This window comes from Serratia sp. B501, assembly GCF_051172315.1.
GTDB classification, from domain to species: Bacteria; Pseudomonadota; Gammaproteobacteria; order Enterobacterales; family Enterobacteriaceae; genus Serratia; species Serratia ureilytica.
The window spans coordinates 241,854-258,970 of sequence record NZ_JBPIZB010000007.1; the positions used below are offsets into that span (position 1 = coordinate 241,854).

General features: G+C 61.4%; 16 protein-coding genes. 13 read left to right on the top strand and 3 right to left on the bottom strand.

The window, feature by feature from the left end; genetic code table 11:
• Window positions 1–126 precede the first annotated feature (126 nt).
• The 6 genes from ugpB to ACSBQV_RS20190 all read left to right on the top strand — a co-directional run bounded on the left by ugpB (window position 127) and on the right by ACSBQV_RS20190 (window position 6,084).
• The gene (gene ugpB / locus ACSBQV_RS20165) at window positions 127–1,446 is read left to right on the top strand and encodes a sn-glycerol-3-phosphate ABC transporter substrate-binding protein UgpB (protein ID WP_099782448.1); all 1,320 of its coding nucleotides are present in this window, start codon (window positions 127–129) and stop codon (window positions 1,444–1,446) included.
• 78 nt (window positions 1,447–1,524) lie between these two features.
• A complete protein-coding gene (ugpA, locus tag ACSBQV_RS20170; RefSeq protein WP_015376293.1) occupies window positions 1,525–2,412 on the top strand; it encodes a sn-glycerol-3-phosphate ABC transporter permease UgpA in 888 nt (295 codons plus the stop codon).
• A complete protein-coding gene (ugpE, locus tag ACSBQV_RS20175) occupies window positions 2,409–3,254 on the top strand; it encodes a sn-glycerol-3-phosphate ABC transporter permease UgpE (RefSeq protein ID WP_033638989.1) in 846 nt (281 codons plus the stop codon). Before ugpA ends, ugpE begins: the two co-directional genes overlap by 4 nt.
• Before the next feature lie 5 nt (window positions 3,255–3,259).
• Window positions 3,260–4,330 (top strand): sn-glycerol-3-phosphate import ATP-binding protein UgpC, encoded by a 1,071-nt coding sequence (locus ACSBQV_RS20180; RefSeq protein ID WP_021504802.1) that lies wholly within the window; start codon window positions 3,260–3,262, stop codon window positions 4,328–4,330.
• Window positions 4,330–5,067 (top strand): glycerophosphodiester phosphodiesterase, encoded by a 738-nt coding sequence (ugpQ, locus tag ACSBQV_RS20185; RefSeq protein WP_033644980.1) that lies wholly within the window; start codon window positions 4,330–4,332, stop codon window positions 5,065–5,067. Before ACSBQV_RS20180 ends, ugpQ begins: the two co-directional genes overlap by 1 nt.
• Before the next feature lie 60 nt (window positions 5,068–5,127).
• On the top strand, window positions 5,128–6,084 hold the full coding sequence (locus tag ACSBQV_RS20190; protein WP_047573112.1) for an AEC family transporter: 957 nt from the start codon (window positions 5,128–5,130) through the stop codon (window positions 6,082–6,084).
• Here the strand turns inward: ACSBQV_RS20190 and ACSBQV_RS20195 are convergent.
• Window positions 6,065–6,394, bottom strand: a complete 330-nt coding sequence (locus ACSBQV_RS20195) for a hypothetical protein (protein ID WP_033652650.1) — start codon at window positions 6,392–6,394, stop codon at window positions 6,065–6,067. The two genes, ACSBQV_RS20190 and ACSBQV_RS20195, sit on opposite strands and share 20 nt — an antisense overlap.
• 151 nt (window positions 6,395–6,545) lie before the next feature.
• On the opposite strand from ACSBQV_RS20195, the gene ACSBQV_RS20200 reads away from it, so the two are divergent.
• Window positions 6,546–7,406 (top strand): carboxylate/amino acid/amine transporter, encoded by an 861-nt coding sequence (locus tag ACSBQV_RS20200; protein WP_033652651.1) that lies wholly within the window; start codon window positions 6,546–6,548, stop codon window positions 7,404–7,406.
• Between the two features lie 15 nt (window positions 7,407–7,421).
• On the opposite strand, the gene metR is transcribed toward ACSBQV_RS20200, so the two are convergent.
• Window positions 7,422–8,366: an HTH-type transcriptional regulator MetR gene (gene metR / locus ACSBQV_RS20205; RefSeq protein WP_016929455.1), complete on the bottom strand. Its 945-nt coding sequence runs from the start codon at window positions 8,364–8,366 to the stop codon at window positions 7,422–7,424.
• A gap of 90 nt (window positions 8,367–8,456) precedes the next feature.
• Here metR and metE point away from each other — a divergent pair, with 90 nt between their 5' ends.
• Window positions 8,457–10,745, top strand: a complete 2,289-nt coding sequence (gene metE / locus ACSBQV_RS20210) for a 5-methyltetrahydropteroyltriglutamate--homocysteine S-methyltransferase (protein WP_083223815.1) — start codon at window positions 8,457–8,459, stop codon at window positions 10,743–10,745.
• A gap of 84 nt (window positions 10,746–10,829) precedes the next feature.
• On the opposite strand, the gene ACSBQV_RS20215 is transcribed toward metE, so the two are convergent.
• A complete protein-coding gene (locus ACSBQV_RS20215; RefSeq protein WP_033652652.1) occupies window positions 10,830–11,657 on the bottom strand; it encodes a dienelactone hydrolase family protein in 828 nt (275 codons plus the stop codon).
• Between the two features lie 487 nt (window positions 11,658–12,144).
• Here ACSBQV_RS20215 and udp point away from each other — a divergent pair, with 487 nt between their 5' ends.
• From udp to ubiE, 5 genes are all read left to right on the top strand, one after another.
• On the top strand, window positions 12,145–12,906 hold the full coding sequence (gene udp / locus ACSBQV_RS20220; RefSeq protein ID WP_004934432.1) for a uridine phosphorylase: 762 nt from the start codon (window positions 12,145–12,147) through the stop codon (window positions 12,904–12,906).
• A 294-nt stretch (window positions 12,907–13,200) separates the two neighbouring features.
• Complete coding sequence (locus ACSBQV_RS20225; RefSeq protein WP_047573105.1) at window positions 13,201–13,983, top strand: tyrosine-protein phosphatase; 783 nt, start codon at window positions 13,201–13,203, stop codon at window positions 13,981–13,983.
• 79 nt (window positions 13,984–14,062) lie between these two features.
• Complete coding sequence (locus ACSBQV_RS20230; RefSeq protein WP_004934438.1) at window positions 14,063–14,593, top strand: DedA family protein; 531 nt, start codon at window positions 14,063–14,065, stop codon at window positions 14,591–14,593.
• 140 nt (window positions 14,594–14,733) lie between these two features.
• Entirely contained in the window at window positions 14,734–16,281 is a 1,548-nt protein-coding gene (gene rmuC / locus ACSBQV_RS20235; protein ID WP_033652654.1) for a DNA recombination protein RmuC, read from the top strand.
• A 78-nt stretch (window positions 16,282–16,359) separates the two neighbouring features.
• Entirely contained in the window at window positions 16,360–17,115 is a 756-nt protein-coding gene (ubiE, locus tag ACSBQV_RS20240) for a bifunctional demethylmenaquinone methyltransferase/2-methoxy-6-polyprenyl-1,4-benzoquinol methylase UbiE (RefSeq protein ID WP_004934443.1), read from the top strand.
• Window positions 17,116–17,117: the final 2 nt, after the last annotated feature.

Consider the following 17,117-nt stretch of genomic DNA (forward strand, 5'->3'; position numbering starts at 1 on the left):
TGCCGTCATGTGGCTGTCATCTAACGGTTATTTTTCTGTCATCCGCGCATGGCATGTTAGCTTCCGAACAAAAAACTGATTCTTTTCGCTCACGCGCTTTTACACCAGCTTTTTCAGGAGTTAGGCATGCTCACCTACGCTATTCGCAAAACCACGCTGTGCGTCGCATTGGCCCTGGCGGTCAGCGCACAGGCGCTGGCGGCGACAGAAATCCCGTTCTGGCATTCGATGGAAGGCGAACTGGGTAAAGAAGTGGACTCTCTGGCGGATCGCTTCAACCAGTCGCACAGCGACGTCAAGATTGTGCCGGTTTATAAAGGCAACTACGAACAGAGCCTGGCGGCGGGCATCGCCGCTTACCGCTCCGGCAAGGCGCCGGCGATCCTGCAGGTTTACGAGGTGGGCACCGCCACCATGATGGCCAGCAAAGCCATCAAACCGGTCTATGAAGTGTTTAAAGAGGCCGGCATCAACTTCGACGAGTCGGTGTTCGTGCCGACGGTGGCCGGCTATTACACCGACAACAAGAGCGGCCATCTGCTGTCGCAGCCGTTCAACAGCTCCACGCCGGTGCTGTACTACAACAAAGACGCCTTCAAAAAGGCCGGCCTGAACCCGGATCAACCGCCGAAAACCTGGCAGGAACTGGCGGCGGATACCGCCAAACTGCGCGAAGCCGGCATGAAGTGCGGTTACGCCAGCGGCTGGCAGGGCTGGATCCAACTGGAGAACTTCAGCGCCTGGCACGGCGTGCCGTTCGCCAGTGAAAACAACGGCTTTGGCGGCACCAGCGCCAAGCTGGAGTTCAACCAACCGCTGCAGGTCAAACATATTGCGCTGCTCGAAGCGATGAACAAGAAGGGCGACTTCACCTATTTCGGCCGCAAAGACGAATCCACCGAGAAGTTTTATAACGGCGACTGCGCCATCACCACCGCCTCATCCGGTTCGTTGGCGGACATCAAGCACTACGCCAAATTCAACTACGGCGTCGGCATGATGCCGTACGACGCCGACGCGAAAAATGCGCCGCAAAACGCCATCATCGGCGGGGCCAGCCTGTGGGTGATGAACGGCAAAGACGCCGCCACCTACAAGGGCGTGGCCGAATTCCTGCAGTACCTGGCGCAGCCGGAAATCGCCGCCGAATGGCACCAGAAGACCGGCTATCTGCCGATCACCACCGCGGCTTACGATCTGACCAAGCAGCAGGGCTTCTACGACAAGAACCCGGGTGCCGACGTCGCCACTCGCCAGATGCTGAACAAGCCGCCGTTGCCGTTCACCAAGGGCCTGCGCCTGGGCAACATGCCGCAGATCCGCAGCGTGGTGGATGAGGAGCTGGAAGGCGTGTGGACCGGCAAGAAAACGCCTCAGCAGGCGTTGGACGCCGCCGTGCAGCGCGGTGACGTGCTGCTGCGCCGCTTCGAAGCATCGACCAAGTAACCCCGCGTCGCGGGCCCGTCTGATCGGGCTCGCGTCTTCACGCCGATCCTTCCGTACCCGATTAATGGTTTAACTGCTATGTCATCTTCCCGTCCCGGTTTCGGCTGCAGCTGGTTGCCCTATGCGCTGGTGCTGCCGCAGCTGCTGATTACCGCCGTCTTCTTTTTATGGCCCGCCGGCGAGGCGCTGTGGTATTCGGTGCAGAGCCTCGATCCGTTCGGCCTGTCCAGCCAGTTTGTCGGGCTGGATAACTTTAAACAGCTGTTTCAGGATCCTTACTACCTCGACTCGTTCTACACCACGCTGATCTTCAGCTTCCTGGTGGCGGGCATCGGGCTGGCGGTTTCGCTGTTCTTCGCTGCGCTGGTGGACTACGTGCTGCGCGGCAGCCGCCTCTATCGCACGCTGATGATCCTGCCCTACGCGGTGGCGCCGGCGGTGGCGGCGGTGCTGTGGATCTTTCTGTTCAACCCCGGCCTGGGGTTGATCACCCATTTCCTCAACGGTCTGGGCTATAACTGGAACCATGCGCAAAACAGCGGCCAGGCGATGTTCCTGGTGGTGCTGGCCTCGGTATGGCAGCAGATAAGCTATAACTTCCTGTTTTTCCTCGCGGCGCTGCAGTCGATCCCGCGTTCGCTGGTGGAAGCGGCGGCCATCGACGGCGCCGGCCCGGTGCGGCGTTTCTTCCATCTGGTGCTGCCGCTGATCGCGCCGGTGAGCTTCTTCCTGCTGGTGGTTAATCTGGTGTACGCCTTCTTCGATACTTTCCCGGTGATCGACGCCGCCACCGGCGGCGGGCCGGTGCAGTCCACCACCACGTTGATCTACAAGATCTACCGCGAAGGCTTCGCAGGGTTGGATCTCTCCAGTTCCGCCGCGCAGTCGGTGATCCTGATGCTGCTGGTGATCGGCCTGACGGTGATCCAGTTCCGCTTCGTTGAACGTAAGGTGCGCTACCAATGATTGAGAATCGACGCGGGCTGGATGTCTTCAGCCATGTGATGCTGATTATCGGCGTGCTGGTGGTGCTGTTCCCGCTGTACGTGGCCTTTGTCGCCGCCACGCTGGACGACAAACAGGTGTTTCAGGTGCCGATGACGCTGGTGCCCGGCGGTCACCTGTGGGAGAACATCCGCAATATCTGGCAGGGCGGCGTGGGCAACCTCAAGGTGCCGTTCTCGCTGCTGTTGCTCAACAGCGTGATCATGGCGCTGGCGATCACCTGCGGCAAAATCGCGGTGTCGGTACTGTCGGCTTACGCCATCGTGTATTTCCGTTTCCCGCTGCGCAGCCTGTTTTTCTGGCTGATTTTCCTCACCCTGATGCTGCCGGTGGAAGTGCGCATTTTCCCGACGGTGGAGGTGATCTCCAACCTCAACCTGCTGGACAGCTATACCGGCCTGACGCTGCCGCTGATGGCCTCGGCCACCGCCACCTTCCTGCTGCGCCAGTTCTTCATGACGTTGCCGGATGAGCTGCTGGAGGCGGCGCGCATCGACGGCGCCGGGCCGATGCGTTTCTTCTGGGACATCGTGTTGCCGCTGTCGAAAACCAATCTGGCGGCGCTGTTCGTCATCACCTTTATCTACGGCTGGAACCAATATCTGTGGCCGATCCTGATCACCAGCGACGCTTCGATGGGCACCGCGGTGGCGGGCATCAAGAGCATGATCTCCACTTCCGGCGCGCCGACCCAGTGGAACCAGGTGATGGCGGCGATGATTCTGACTTTATTGCCACCGCTGGCGGTGGTGCTTCTGATGCAGCGCTGGTTTGTGCGCGGTCTGGTTGATAGCGAGAAATAACGACGATGGCAGGATTAAAACTACAGGCGGTCACCAAGTCTTACGACGGTAAAACGCCGGTGATCAAACAGATCGACCTCGACGTGGCGGACGGTGAATTCATCGTGATGGTCGGCCCGTCCGGCTGCGGCAAATCTACGCTGCTGCGGATGGTGGCCGGGCTGGAGCGCACTACCAGCGGCGATATCTATATCGATACCCGGCGCGTGACCGATCTGGAGCCCAAGGATCGCGGCATCGCGATGGTGTTCCAGAACTACGCGCTCTATCCGCACATGAGCGTGTACGACAACATGGCTTACGGCCTCAAGATCCGCGGTTTCGGCAAGGAGCATATCCGCCAGCGGGTGGAGGAAGCGGCGCGCATCCTGGAGCTGGAGCCGCTGCTCAAGCGCAAACCGCGCGAACTTTCCGGCGGCCAGCGCCAGCGCGTGGCGATGGGGCGCGCCATCGTGCGCGAACCGGCGGTGTTCCTGTTCGATGAACCGCTGTCCAACCTGGACGCCAAGCTGCGGGTGCAGATGCGCCTGGAGCTGCAACAGCTGCACCGACGCCTGAAAACCACCAGCCTGTACGTGACTCACGACCAGGTGGAGGCGATGACGCTGGCGCAGCGGGTGATCGTAATGAACAAGGGCGTGGCGGAGCAGATCGGCACCCCGAGCGAAGTGTACCAACGGCCGGCTTCGTTGTTCGTCGCCGGCTTTATCGGCTCGCCGGCGATGAACCTGTTGCCCGGCACCCTGAGCGCCGACGGCGGCCAGCTGCTGCTGGCGGACGGCATGGCGCTGCCGTTGCCGGCGGCCAAGCCGCAGTGGGCGGGGCGGCCGTTGACGCTGGGCATTCGGCCGGAGCATATTCAGCTGGTGGCGCAAGGCCAGGGCGTGCCGCTGCAGCTGCAGACGCTGGAACTGCTGGGGGCCGACAATCTGGCGCACGGCCAGTGGGGCGGTCACGGGGTGATCGCGCGGCTGTCGCATGAAACCTTGCCGACGGCGGGCAGTACGCTATATTTGCAGCTGCCTGCTCAGGCGCTGCACTTCTTTGACACCCACAGCGGATTACGGATGGATTGATGACGAGACCCTGGCCTTACCCTCATATTGTCGCCCACCGCGGCGGCGGTTCTCTGGCGCCGGAAAACACCCTGGCGGCGATCGACGTCGGCGCGCGCCACGGCCACAAGATGATCGAGTTCGACGCCAAGCTGGCGCAGGACGGGCAAATTTTCCTGCTGCACGACGACACGCTGGATCGCACCAGCAACGGTTGGGGCGTGGCGGGCGAGCTGCCGTGGGACAAACTGGTGCAGCTGGACGCCGGCAACTGGTACAGCTCGGCCTTCAAGGGCGAGCGGCTGCCGCTGCTGTCGGAGGTGGCGGAACGCTGCCGGGAACACGGCCTGATGGCCAATATCGAGATCAAACCGACCACCGGCAGCGACGATGAAACCGGGCGGGTGGTGGCGCTGGCGGCGCGGTTGCTGTGGCAAGGGCAGACCGACCCGCTGCTCTCCTCCTTCTCGGTGGAAGCGTTGGCGGCGGCGCAGCGCACCGTGCCGGATTTGCCGCGTGGCCTGCTGCTGGAGGCCTGGGACGACAACTGGCGCGAGCTGACGGAGCGTCTGGACTGCGTCTCGCTGCATATCGACCACAAAGCGCTGACCGCCGAGCGGGTGAAAGCGTTGAAAGACGCCGGTCTACGCATTCTGGTGTATACCGTCAACCAACCGGATCGCGCGCGTCTGCTGCTCGACTGGGGCGTTGACTGCATTTGCACCGACCGGATAGATTTGATTGGCCCGGATTTTTAATCCGGCGCCGATGAATCCCGCGACGACAAGCCTTGCCGCCGCGCCACCGGAAGGAATGCGATGCCAGGCTTTATGATGTCACTGTGGCACCAGATCGTGCTGTCTTTACCGCTGTTCGTCCTGATCGCGTTGGGTTATGGGCTGATTCGCTGGGGGAAATGGCCTTCCAGCATCACCGATGGCCTGACGCGCTTCGTGTTTTCCCTCGCTTTGCCCGCCATGCTGTTTCGCATGATGTGCGATTTCTCGCAGCGCCCGGCGGTCGACGCCCGGCTGCTGATCGCGTTCTTCGGCAGTTGCCTGCTGGTGTTCGTGCTCGGCCGCCTGGTCGCCCGGCACCTCTTCCGGCTGGATGGGGTCGCTGGTTCGGTGTTTGCGCTGGGCGGTATTTTCTCCAATAACGTGATGCTCGGTTTACCGATCGCCAGCGTGATGCTGGGGCAGGCGGCGATCCCGTCGGTGGCGCTGGTGCTGGTGTTCAACGGCCTGATCCTGTGGACGCTGGTGACGGTGTCGATCGAATGGGCGCGCAACGGCTCGCCGACGCTGAGCGGCTTTGCCAAAACCGCCCGCAGCGTGCTGACCAACCCGTTGATCGTCGGCATCCTGTCCGGCACCCTGTTCAGCCTGACCGGCCTGCCGCTGCCGGCCTTCGTCGATCGGCCGGTCAGCATGCTCGGCCAGGTGGCGGCACCGCTGTCGCTGGTGGTGCTCGGCATGGGCCTGGCGGAGTATCGCATCAGCGAAGGCTGGCAGCTGAGCAGCGCCATCTGCGTGCTGAAGTTGCTGGTGCAGCCGTTGGTGATTTGGCTGCTGGCCTGGATGATGGATCTGCCGCCGATGGAGACCCGCGTGGTGGTGCTGTTGGGCTCAATGGCGGTGGGGGTGAACGTCTACCTGATGTCGCGCCAGTTCAATACGCTCACCGGCCCGGCCGCCACCAGCCTGGTGATGTCCACCGTGCTGGCGGCGATCACCACGCCGCTGATCCTCACCGTTATGGGCGTGCGGGCGTAGCCGGCATCGGCGCCTGCGGCACCGCCGGCGCGGTGCGATTGAACGGATCGCGCGGCTGGTTGCCGTTAGGCAGCAGTTGCCCGCCGTTCGGCGCGGTTTGCAACAGCTGTTGCCGTTGATTGTCGAACTGTCGCTGCTGCTGGAGGCGGCGTTGATCCATCTGCCGGTTGTTCAACAAGCGCTGTTGTTGCGCCTGCTGGCTGTTTTGGTTGAGTAACTGCTGCTGTGAGCGCAGGTCGGTTACGCCGTTGGCCGCCGCCGCCAACCCAGGCAGCAACAGCAGAGCGAACAGAATGTGAGAAGTTTTCATGATGGTTACCTCGCCTTTTTATTAAGCCTAACTCAGCGGTGAAATTTTGCCGGTAGTTTGTATTTTGTTCAGATGTAAACCGCCTTTCATCCCCTTATGCGTCCATCTTCCGTTACAATCGCGGTTTATGAATTGTTAGGATGAACCCATCGTGCTGCTCTTGGTTATCACCACCATTCTGTGGGCGTTCTCTTTCAGCCTGATCGGCGAATATTTGGCGGGCCATGTCGACAGCTGGTTCTCGGTGCTGATGCGCATCGGGCTGGCGGCGCTGGTGTTCCTGCCGTTCCTGCGCTGGCGCAACATCAAACTCAAGGTGATCCTGCTGTATATGCTGGTGGGCGCCTTCCAGCTGGGCATCATGTACCTCATCAGCTTCCGCGCTTATCTCTATCTGACGGTGCCGGAGTTCCTGTTGTTCACCGTGCTGACGCCATTGTACATCACGCTGATCTACGACTTGCTGAGCGGCCGTCGCCTGCGCTGGGGCTACGCCTTCAGCGCGCTGCTGGCGGTGCTGGGCGCGGCGATCATTCGCTATCACCAACTGAGCGAACACTTCTGGTGGGGGCTGTTGCTGGTGCAGGCGGCGAACATCAGCTTCGCCATCGGCATGGTCGGCTATAAGCGCCTGATGGAAGTGCACCCCTTGCCGCAGCACACCGCCTTTTCCTGGTTCTACCTGGGGGCGGCGGCAGTGGCGGTGGTGGCCTGGTTCCTGTGGGGCAACCCGCAGCAGCTGCCAACCACCAACCTGCAGTGGGGCGTGCTGATCTGGCTGGGCGTGGTGGCGTCGGGGCTGGGCTACTTCATGTGGAACTATGGCGCGACGCAGGTCGATGCCGGCACGCTCGGCATCATGAACAACATGCATGTGCCGGCCGGCTTGTTGGTCAACCTGGCCATTTGGCAGCAGCAGCCGCACTGGCCGAGCTTTATCCTCGGCGGGGCGGTGATCGTCGCTTCGCTGTGGGTGCACCGCCGCTGGGTGGCGCCGAAACAGCTCGGCTAAACGGGGGCCGGCAGTTTACACGCCGGCCGCCAACGCTTTGGCGCCGGTCGCGCCGGGGCGTGCGGCGTCGCGCACGAACGGCAGATGATCGCAGGCGTGCTGGCGGGCCGAGCGGATAAAGGCTTCGGTCACCGCCTGGCGCTGTTCACCGTCGCGCACGGCGGCGTACAGGCGGCTCCACAGGCCGTCACCCAGGGTTTTGGTCACCACCAGCCCCTGCCGTTCGAAACTTTCCACCACCCAATGCGGCAGCGCCGCAATCCCCATCCGCGCCGAGACCATCTGGATCAGCAGCAGCGTGTTATCGACGTTCTTCAACGCCGGGTTGACGCCCGCCGGCTGCAGGAAATGCCGCCAGATATCCAGCCGCTGGCGCTGCACCGGGTAAATCAACAGCGTTTCATCGCTCAAGTCTTCCGGCTCGATGTGCGGCTTGCCGGCCAGCGGATGATCCGGCGCCAGCACCAGACGCACCTCAAAATCGAACATCGGCGAATAGTGCAGGCCGCTGCGCGGCAGGATATCCGACGTCATCACCAGATCCAGCTCGCCCTGTTGCAGGGCCGGCTGCGGGTCGAAAGTGACGCCGGAGGTGAAGTCCATCACCACCTGCGGGAAACGCTGGCGGAAGTTGTCCAGCGCCGGCGTCAGCCACTGAATGCAGCTGTGGCATTCGATGGCGATGCGCAGCGTGGTTTGATGCGGCTCGTGGCAGGCCTGCAGCGCCTGCTGGATCTGCGGCAGCACCTGTTCCGCCAGCTGCAGCAGGATCTCGCCCTGGGCGGTGAAGCGCAGGGGCTGGCTCTTGCGCACGAACAGCTTGAAGCCCAGACGTTGCTCAAGATCGCTGAACTGGTGCGACAGGGCAGACTGCGTCTGATGAAGTTGGGCCGCCGCCCCCGCCAACGAGCCGCTGTTGCGCAGGGCCTGCAGCGTCCGTAAATGTTTCAGTTCGATCATGAGAGTCCTTCACATTGACAGTGAATAAATTGCGCTTGTGGTTAATACAGTACCTGCTGATTATGGATGTGTAAACATCTGGACGGCTAAATGGGGAATATGACGATGGCAATCTTGAATCACACACTGGGTTTTCCTCGCGTTGGGCTACGACGTGAGCTGAAAAAAGCTCAGGAAAGCTACTGGGCCGGCAACTCAACGCAGGAAGAGCTGTTGGCGGTTGGCCGCGAGCTGCGCGCTCGTCATTGGCAGCAGCAACGGCAGGCCGGGGTGGATTTGGTGCCGGTCGGCGATTTCGCCTGGTACGATCATGTCTTGACCACCAGCCTGCTGCTGGGCAACGTGCCGGCGCGCCATCAGAATGCGGATGGCTCTATTGATCTGGACACGCTGTTCCGCATCGGCCGTGGCCGCGCACCGACCGGCGAGCCGGCGGCCGCGGCAGAAATGACCAAATGGTTTAACACCAACTATCACTACATGGTGCCCGAATTCCAGCAAGGCCAGCAGTTCAAGCTGGGCTGGACCCAACTGCTGGACGAAGTGGACGAAGCGCTGGCGCTTGGGCATCACATCAAGCCGGTGCTGCTTGGTCCGGTGACTTATCTGTGGCTGGGCAAAGTGAAGGGCGAGCCGTTCGACCGCCTGTCGCTGCTGAAAGAGATTCTGCCGGTTTACCAGCAGGTGCTGGCGGAGCTGGCGAAGCGCGGCGTCGAGTGGGTGCAAATCGACGAACCTGCGCTGGTGCTGGAGCTGCCGCAAGCCTGGCTGGACGCCTTCAAACCGGCGTATGACGCGTTGCAGGGGCAGGTTAAGTTGCTGTTGACCACGTATTTCGACAGCGTCGGCCACAACCTCGACACCATTCGCACGCTGCCGGTGCAGGGGCTGCACGTCGATCTGGTCGCCGGCCATGACGATATCGCCGCGCTGAGCGCCGCATTGCCGCAAGACTGGCTGCTGTCGCTGGGCGTGATCAACGGCCGCAACGTTTGGCGCGCCGATCTGAGCCGCTGGTTCGAACGTCTGCAGCCGCTGGTGGGACAGCGCCCGCTATGGATCGGCACCTCCTGTTCACTGCTGCACAGCCCGATCGATCTGAGCGTGGAAAGCCGTCTGGACGAAGAAGTGAAAAGCTGGTTCGCCTTCGCCCTGCAAAAATGCGCCGAGCTGGCGCTGTTGAGCTCGGCGCTGAACGCGCCTGACGCGACGAAACAGGCCGAGCTGGACGCCTACAGCGCGCCGATCCGCGCCCGTCGCCAGTCGAACCGCGTGCATAACCCACAGGTTGAGCGCCGTCTGGCCGCGATCACCGCGCAGGACTGCGAACGCCGCAGCGCGTACGCCGAGCGCGCCAGGGCGCAGCGCGAGCGTTTCAAGCTGCCGGCCTGGCCGACGACGACCATCGGTTCGTTCCCACAGACCACCGAAATCCGCGGCCTGCGTCTGGACTTCAAACAGGGCCGTTTGGACGGCAGCAACTACCGCACCAGCATCGGTGAGCACATCAAACAGGCGATCGTCGAGCAGGAGCGCCTCGGGTTGGACGTACTGGTGCACGGTGAAGCCGAGCGCAACGACATGGTGGAATATTTCGGTGAGAACCTCGACGGCTTCGTGTTTACCCAGAATGGTTGGGTGCAGAGCTACGGTTCCCGCTGCGTGAAGCCGCCGGTGATCATCGGTGACGTCAGCCGCCCGGAAGCCATTACCGTCGAATGGGCCAAATTCGCCCAGTCGTTGACCGACAAGCCGGTGAAAGGCATGTTGACCGGGCCGGTGACCATCCTGTGCTGGTCGTTCCCGCGTGAAGACGTGACCCGCGAAGTGATCGCCAAGCAGATTGCGCTGGCGCTTCGCGACGAGGTGGAGGATTTGGAAAAAGCCGGCATCGGCATCATTCAGATCGACGAACCTGCGCTGCGCGAGGGGTTGCCGCTGCGACAATCCGACTGGGCCGCCTACCTGAACTGGGCGGTAGACGCCTTCAAATTGAACGCCGCCGTGGCGCAGGATGACACCCAGATCCACACCCACATGTGTTACTGCGAGTTCAACGACATCATGGACTCCATCGCCGCGCTGGACGCCGACGTGATCACCATCGAGACCTCGCGTTCCGATATGGATCTGCTGGAAGCCTTCAAAGAGTTCGAATACCCGAACGAAATCGGGCCGGGCGTCTACGATATCCACTCGCCGAACGTGCCGAGCGTGGAATGGATCGAAGCGCTGCTGCGTAAAGCGGCGCAGAACATCCCGGCGGAACGCCTGTGGGTCAACCCCGATTGCGGCCTGAAAACTCGCGGTTGGCCGGAAACCCGGCAGTCGCTGGCCAACATGGTATTGGCGGCGCAGCGCCTGCGCGAGCACGCGTGATGCCGTGCGGCGGGTAAACCGCCGCAGATAGATTTACTGGTGTGATGATTGGGCGCTTCGGCGCCCTTTTTTATGCGAGGAGGATTACTTGACGCCGTGCTGGGCGAACCACGCCAGCATGCGCTGCCAGCCGTCTTCCGCCGCTTCGGCGTTGTAGCTGGGGCGATAGTCGGCGTTGAATGCGTGCCCGACGCCAGGATACACCACGATTTCGGCATCGGCGTTGGCGGCGCGGATCGCCTGACGCATGTTTTCCACCGTATCCAGCGGAATGCCGCTGTCCTGCCCGCCATACAGCCCCAGCACCGGCGTTGACAAGTGCGTGGCGACATCGACCGGATGCTTCGGCGAATTCAGCGTTTTTTCACCCACCAGTTTGCCGTACCAGGCGACGGCCGCTTTTAACTGCGGGTTGTGCGCCGCGTACAGCCAGGTAATGCGGCCGCCCCAGCAAAAACCGGTGATCGCCAGCTTGCCGGCGTCGCCGCCGTGGCGGATAGCCCAGTGCGCGGCGTGATCCAGATCCGACAGCACCTGACGATCCGGCACCTTGGTCACCAGCTGCTGGAACAGCTCGCCGATATCGGTGTAGTCGTTGGCGTCGCCCTGGCGGAAATAGAGCTCGGGGGCAATCGCCAGATAGCCCTGTTTGGCCAGGCGGCGGCACAGATCCTGAATATGTTCATGGACGCCGAAGATTTCCTGCACCACCAGCACGATGGGGAAGGGGCCGTTGTGGTCGGCGGGTTTGGCGACGTAGGCCGGCAGCGCGTCTCCCTGGGAAGGAATAGTCGTTTGCCCGGCGTGAATGCCCTGTTCATCGGTGATAATCGCGGAGGCGGCTACCGGCGCGGCGGCCGGGGCGAATCCTCCCTGAGCCTGTTCTAATGTCATCACATGTTCGGTTTTCATTGCGGTCTCCGTGCAATAGAAAAAAGCGCTGAGATTAACTATAGGAAAGATTACCCATTATTGGCGCTGCGTGGCGCACTTTCGGACAAGTCGATAAAAAACGGCTAATTATCTGGCTTTACGGCATTTTTAAGCGCTTTTTATCATGTTATTACGCGTTTTGGCCCGCGTAAGTGCCATAAGGTGCGTTAGAGGGCTTTTTTGTCCCTAAGCAACCGATAAGATGGGGGTATTTCGAATTGATGAGCTAAATAGTTTCAGCCGGCAATCAACGGGCAGGGAGCGGCAAGGTTTGTCGGCTAGACTGAGGTTTAGCGGTACGTTCTGGATGCCTTATAGTCCTTTTTTGTGATAAAAATCACAAAAAATATGTAGCATGTAATTTGTTTCTCTTTTCATAGTGACTATCGTCACGAAATTAAGCGGCGATTTTCAGTAGAGTGCTTTTTTGTTCCTCCCAATAAACATGATCCATGAGGAGTCTCGTATGTCTCAGTCTGATGTTTTTCATCTCGGCCTCACCAAGAACGATTTACAAGGGGCCCAGCTTGCCATCGTGCCGGGCGATCCGCAGCGCGTAGAGAAAATTGCCAAGCTGATGGAAAATCCGGTGCATCTGGCCTCCCATCGTGAATTCACCACCTGGCGCGCAGAGCTGGACGGCAAGGCGGTGATCGTCTGCTCCACCGGCATCGGCGGCCCGTCTACCTCTATCGCGGTGGAAGAGCTGGCGCAGTTGGGCATCCGCACCTTCCTGCGCATCGGCACCACCGGCGCCATTCAGGCGAACATCAACGTCGGCGACGTGCTGGTGACTACGGCAGCGGTACGCCTCGACGGCGCCAGCCTGCACTTTGCGCCGATGGAGTTCCCGGCGGTTGCGGACTTCGCCTGCACCACCGCGCTGGTGGAAGCGGCCAAAGCCAGCGGCGCCACCACCCACATTGGCGTGACGGCTTCTTCCGATACCTTCTATCCGGGCCAGGAACGTTACGATACCTACTCTGGCCGCGTGGTCAGCCGTTTCAAAGGCTCGATGGAAGAATGGCAGGCGATGGGCGTGATGAACTATGAAATGGAATCCGCCACGCTGCTGACCATGTGCGCCAGCCAGGGCCTGCGCGCCGGCATGGTGGCCGGGGTGATCGTTAACCGCACCCAGCAAGAGATCCCGAACGCCGAGACCATGAAAAACACCGAAAGCAAAGCGGTGCAGATCGTGGTGGACGCCGCCCGCCGTCTGCTGTAATCGCCTTCCCTCAACGGGCCGCCGACGCGGTCCGTTGAGATTGATGACAAACCTCATGCCATTGCCCGGTTTGCAGAAAGCAGCGGATAACAAACAGGGAAAATCAATTTATTGATTTTCGGCGGATAACCACAAAGGAGGAAAAACCGCGTTTTTTCCTCCTTTGTCAACGGACTGAACGGGCCGCCGACGCGGTCCGTTTTTCCATTCGCGGCTAATCTGTTACGGTGATACTCCTCAGCGCTGCGCCGATGGCTGCCGCGCGTTGTCAGAACAAAAACAACGAGGACGTTTATGACCGCCCAGATCCTGCTTCATCCTTCGCTTGCGCCGCTCGACGGCGGCATTAACTTCCGTGACTTCGGCGGCAACGGCGTGGCCGACGGGCGCCGCATCAAACGCGGCCTGCTGTTCCGCTCCGGTTCTCTCGAGCGGCTGACAGAAAACGACTGCACTTTCCTCGCTGGGGTGCCGGTGCGTTCGGTGCTGGACTACCGCGATGCCGACGAAGTGCAGGCCAAACCGGATATTCTGTGGAATGGCGCCGACTATCACCACGTGCCGGCCAACCCGCTGAGCAGCGAAGTCAACGCCAACCTGGAAAAGCTCACCAACGAAACGCTGGCCGCTTTCGACGCCCGGGCGTTCATGCTGGAGCTGTATCGCCGCCTGCCGTTCGGCAATGCGGCCTATCAGCGGTTGGCGCAGCTGTTGAGCAACCCCGGCGGCGGCGCAATCGTGCAACACTGCGCGGTCGGCAAGGATCGCACCGGGGTCGGTTCGGCGCTGGTGCTGTTCGCGCTGGGGGCCGACGAAGCGACGGTGCTGGAAGACTATCTGCTGACCGAAACCACGCTGGCCGCTTTCCGCGAGCAGATGCTGGATCAGCTGTCTATCAAGTTGAATGCGGCGGCGCTGGAGCAATTCGCCTACGTGCTCAGCGCGCGCGAGGAGTTCCTGATGACGGCGCTGGGCTGCATCCGCCAACAATACGGCTCCACCGACCGCTGGCTGGAAGCGGAATACGGCCTGGGCGCGGCCCAGCGCGAAGCGCTGCGGGCGTTCTACCTCGAGTAAATTGCCGCGTGTTTAGCCGGGGTTTAACTCGCCCCGGCTTATCCTAGGCGGCGAACCATCGCGTATCAGGAGCCCCGCATTGAGCCTCAATGACGTTATCAACTGGGTCAGCGACGTCGTGCGTCAGCACGAAGGCTGGGCCATTCCCATCATCTTCTTCCTGGCGTTCGGCGAGTCGCTGGCGTTTTTGTCGCTGCTGCTGCCGGCCACGGTGATCCTGCTGGCGCTGGGCGCGCTGATCGGCGAAAGCGGCATCGCCTTTTGGCCGATTTGGGCCGCCGCCGCCGCCGGGGCGTTTTTCGGCGACTGGCTCTCGTACTGGATCGGCTACCACTATCAGGATCGGGTGGCCCATATGTGGCCGCTGTCGCGCAATCCGCAGCTGCTGGCGCGCGGCCACGCCTTCTTTGAGCGCTGGGGCGTGCTGGGCATTTTCATTGGCCGCTTCTTCGGCCCGCTGCGCGCCGTGGTGCCGCTGGTGGGGGGCATTTGCGGCATGCCGCAGCGCTACTTCCAGTTGGCCAACGTCACGTCGGCGATGATCTGGGCGTTCGGCATTCTGGCGCCGGGGGCGTTCGGCATCAAGTGGCTCAGCCAGTGGCTGGGCTGATTTCTCGCTAAATTGCGCAGCGCCGCGCAATATTGTGCGCGGCGGGCAAAATCAGGCTGGACATCCATACAGCCTCCCCTTAACGTGACGGGCAATGGGCGTGCGAAACGCCGGAACGGCAAGGTGCAACAGGAGGCAGGGTGGATACCAGTCTGATTTATGGGATTGGCGGCGTCGCGATCGGCATGCTGTTAGGGTGGCTGATCGCCAGTCTGCGAGTGCAGCAGACGAACGCGCAACATGAAACCGAACTGCGGTTGCTGGAGCAAGCGTTGCAGCAGGCGCAGCAGGAGACGGCCGTGCGGCAGGAGGCCCTGCAGCGCCACGAACAGCAGTCGCGCCAGAACGAGCTGGAGCTGCGCAACCTGCACAGCCAGCTGGCGGCCGGACATGAAAAACTGCAACAGCTCAACCATTGGCGCAACGAATGCGAGCTGCTCAACCAAGAGCTGCGCGCCCAGCGCGAGGTGAACAGCGCGCAGGAGGCCGAGTTGCGCGAAGTCACCATCCGTCTGGAAGAGACGCGCATGGCGGCGGAGGAGAAGCAGCGTCTGCTGATCAACAGCGAACAGCGCCTCACCACCCAGTTTGAAAACCTCGCCAACCGCATTTTTGAACACAGCGGCCGCAAGGTGGACGAGCAAAATAAGCAAAGTTTGGATCGGTTACTGTTGCCGCTGCGCGAACAGCTGGACGGTTTCCGCCGACAGGTGCAGGACAGCTTTGGCCAGGAGGCGCGTGAGCGCCACACGCTGACGCACGAGATACGCAATCTGCAGCAGTTGAATGCGCAAATGGCGCGCGAGGCCATCAACCTCACCAAGGCGCTGAAAGGCGACAACAAGACCCAGGGCAACTGGGGTGAAGTGGTGCTGAGCCGGGTGCTGGAGGCCTCCGGCCTGCGCGAAGGGCACGAGTATGAAACGCAGGTCAACGTGCGGGTAGATCATCAGAGTCGCATGCAGCCCGATGTGATCGTGCGCCTGCCGCAGGGCAAGGATGTCGTGATCGACGCCAAGATGTCGCTGATCGCCTACGAGCGCTATTTCAACGGTGAAGACGAGGCGGAGCGCGAAGCGGCGCTGAGCGAACATATCGCTTCGCTGCGTGGCCACATTCGCATGCTGGGCCGTAAGGACTACCAGCAGCTGCCGGGGCTGCGTTCGCTGGACTATGTGCTGATGTTCATTCCGGTCGAGCCGGCCTTCCTGCTGGCTATCGATCGCGAGCCGGAGCTGATCAGCGAAGCGCTCAAGCACAACATCATGCTGGTCAGCCCGACCACGTTGCTGGTGGCGCTGCGTACCATCACCAACCTGTGGCGCTATGAGCATCAGAGCCAGAATGCCCAGCGCATCGCCGAGCGCGCGGCGAAACTGTATGACAAGATGCGGCTGTTCGTGGACGATATGTCCGCACTGGGGCAGAGCCTGGACAAGGCGCAGGGCAGTTATCGTCAGGCGATGAACAAACTGAGCGAAGGCCGTGGTAATCTTATCGGCCAAATTGAAGGTTTCCGTGCGCTGGGGGTTGAGGTCAAGCGGCCGATAAACCCGCTGCTGGCGCAGCAAGCCGGCGCGCAACACGATGAAGCGGAAGAGGCGAACGACGACGAGGTCGCCGCGCTGCCGCAGACGAACGACGATGATGATACCACCGGGGAACCGGGCTTCGTTTCGCACGGCTGAGGCCGTGGCGAGGTGGGGTATTCCTCGGGCTTCTGGTACACTCATCCACACAAAATTGACTGAATAGCAGGCAGGACAATGGCAGATCAATCGCAGGAAACCACCGATTTCGGTTTTCGCACCGTCGCTAGAGACGAAAAACAGGCCATGGTGGCGGACGTTTTTCATTCGGTAGCGGCAAAGTATGACGTGATGAACGACCTGATGTCGTTCGGCATCCACCGTATCTGGAAGCGTTTCACCATTGACTGCAGTGGCGTGCGCCGCGGGCAGCGCGTGCTGGATCTGGCCGGTGGCACCGGCGACCTGGCCGCCAAGTTCTCCCGCATGGTTGGCGAGCAGGGGCAGGTGGTGCTGGCGGACATCAACGATTCGATGCTGAAGATGGGGCGCGAGAAGCTGCGCGACCGCGGCATCGTCGGCAACATCAATTACGTGCAGGCCAACGCCGAAGCGCTGCCGTTCCCGGACAATTACTTCGATTGCATCACCATCTCCTTTGGCCTGCGTAACGTCACCGACAAAGACAAAGCGCTGCGTTCGATGTTCCGCGTGCTGAAGCCGGGCGGCCGCCTGTTGGTGCTGGAGTTCTCCAAACCGCTGCTGGCGCCGCTGAGCAAAGCTTACGACGCATACTCTTTCCACGTGCTGCCGAAGATCGGCGAGCTGGTAGTGAAAGATCCGGACAGCTATCGCTATCTGGCGGAATCGATCCGTATGCACCCCGATCAGGAAACCCTGAAGGGCATGATGGGCAACGCCGGTTTTGAAAACGTCACCTATTTCAACCTGACCGGTGGGATTGTCGCCCTGCATCGCGGCTTCAAGTTCTGAGA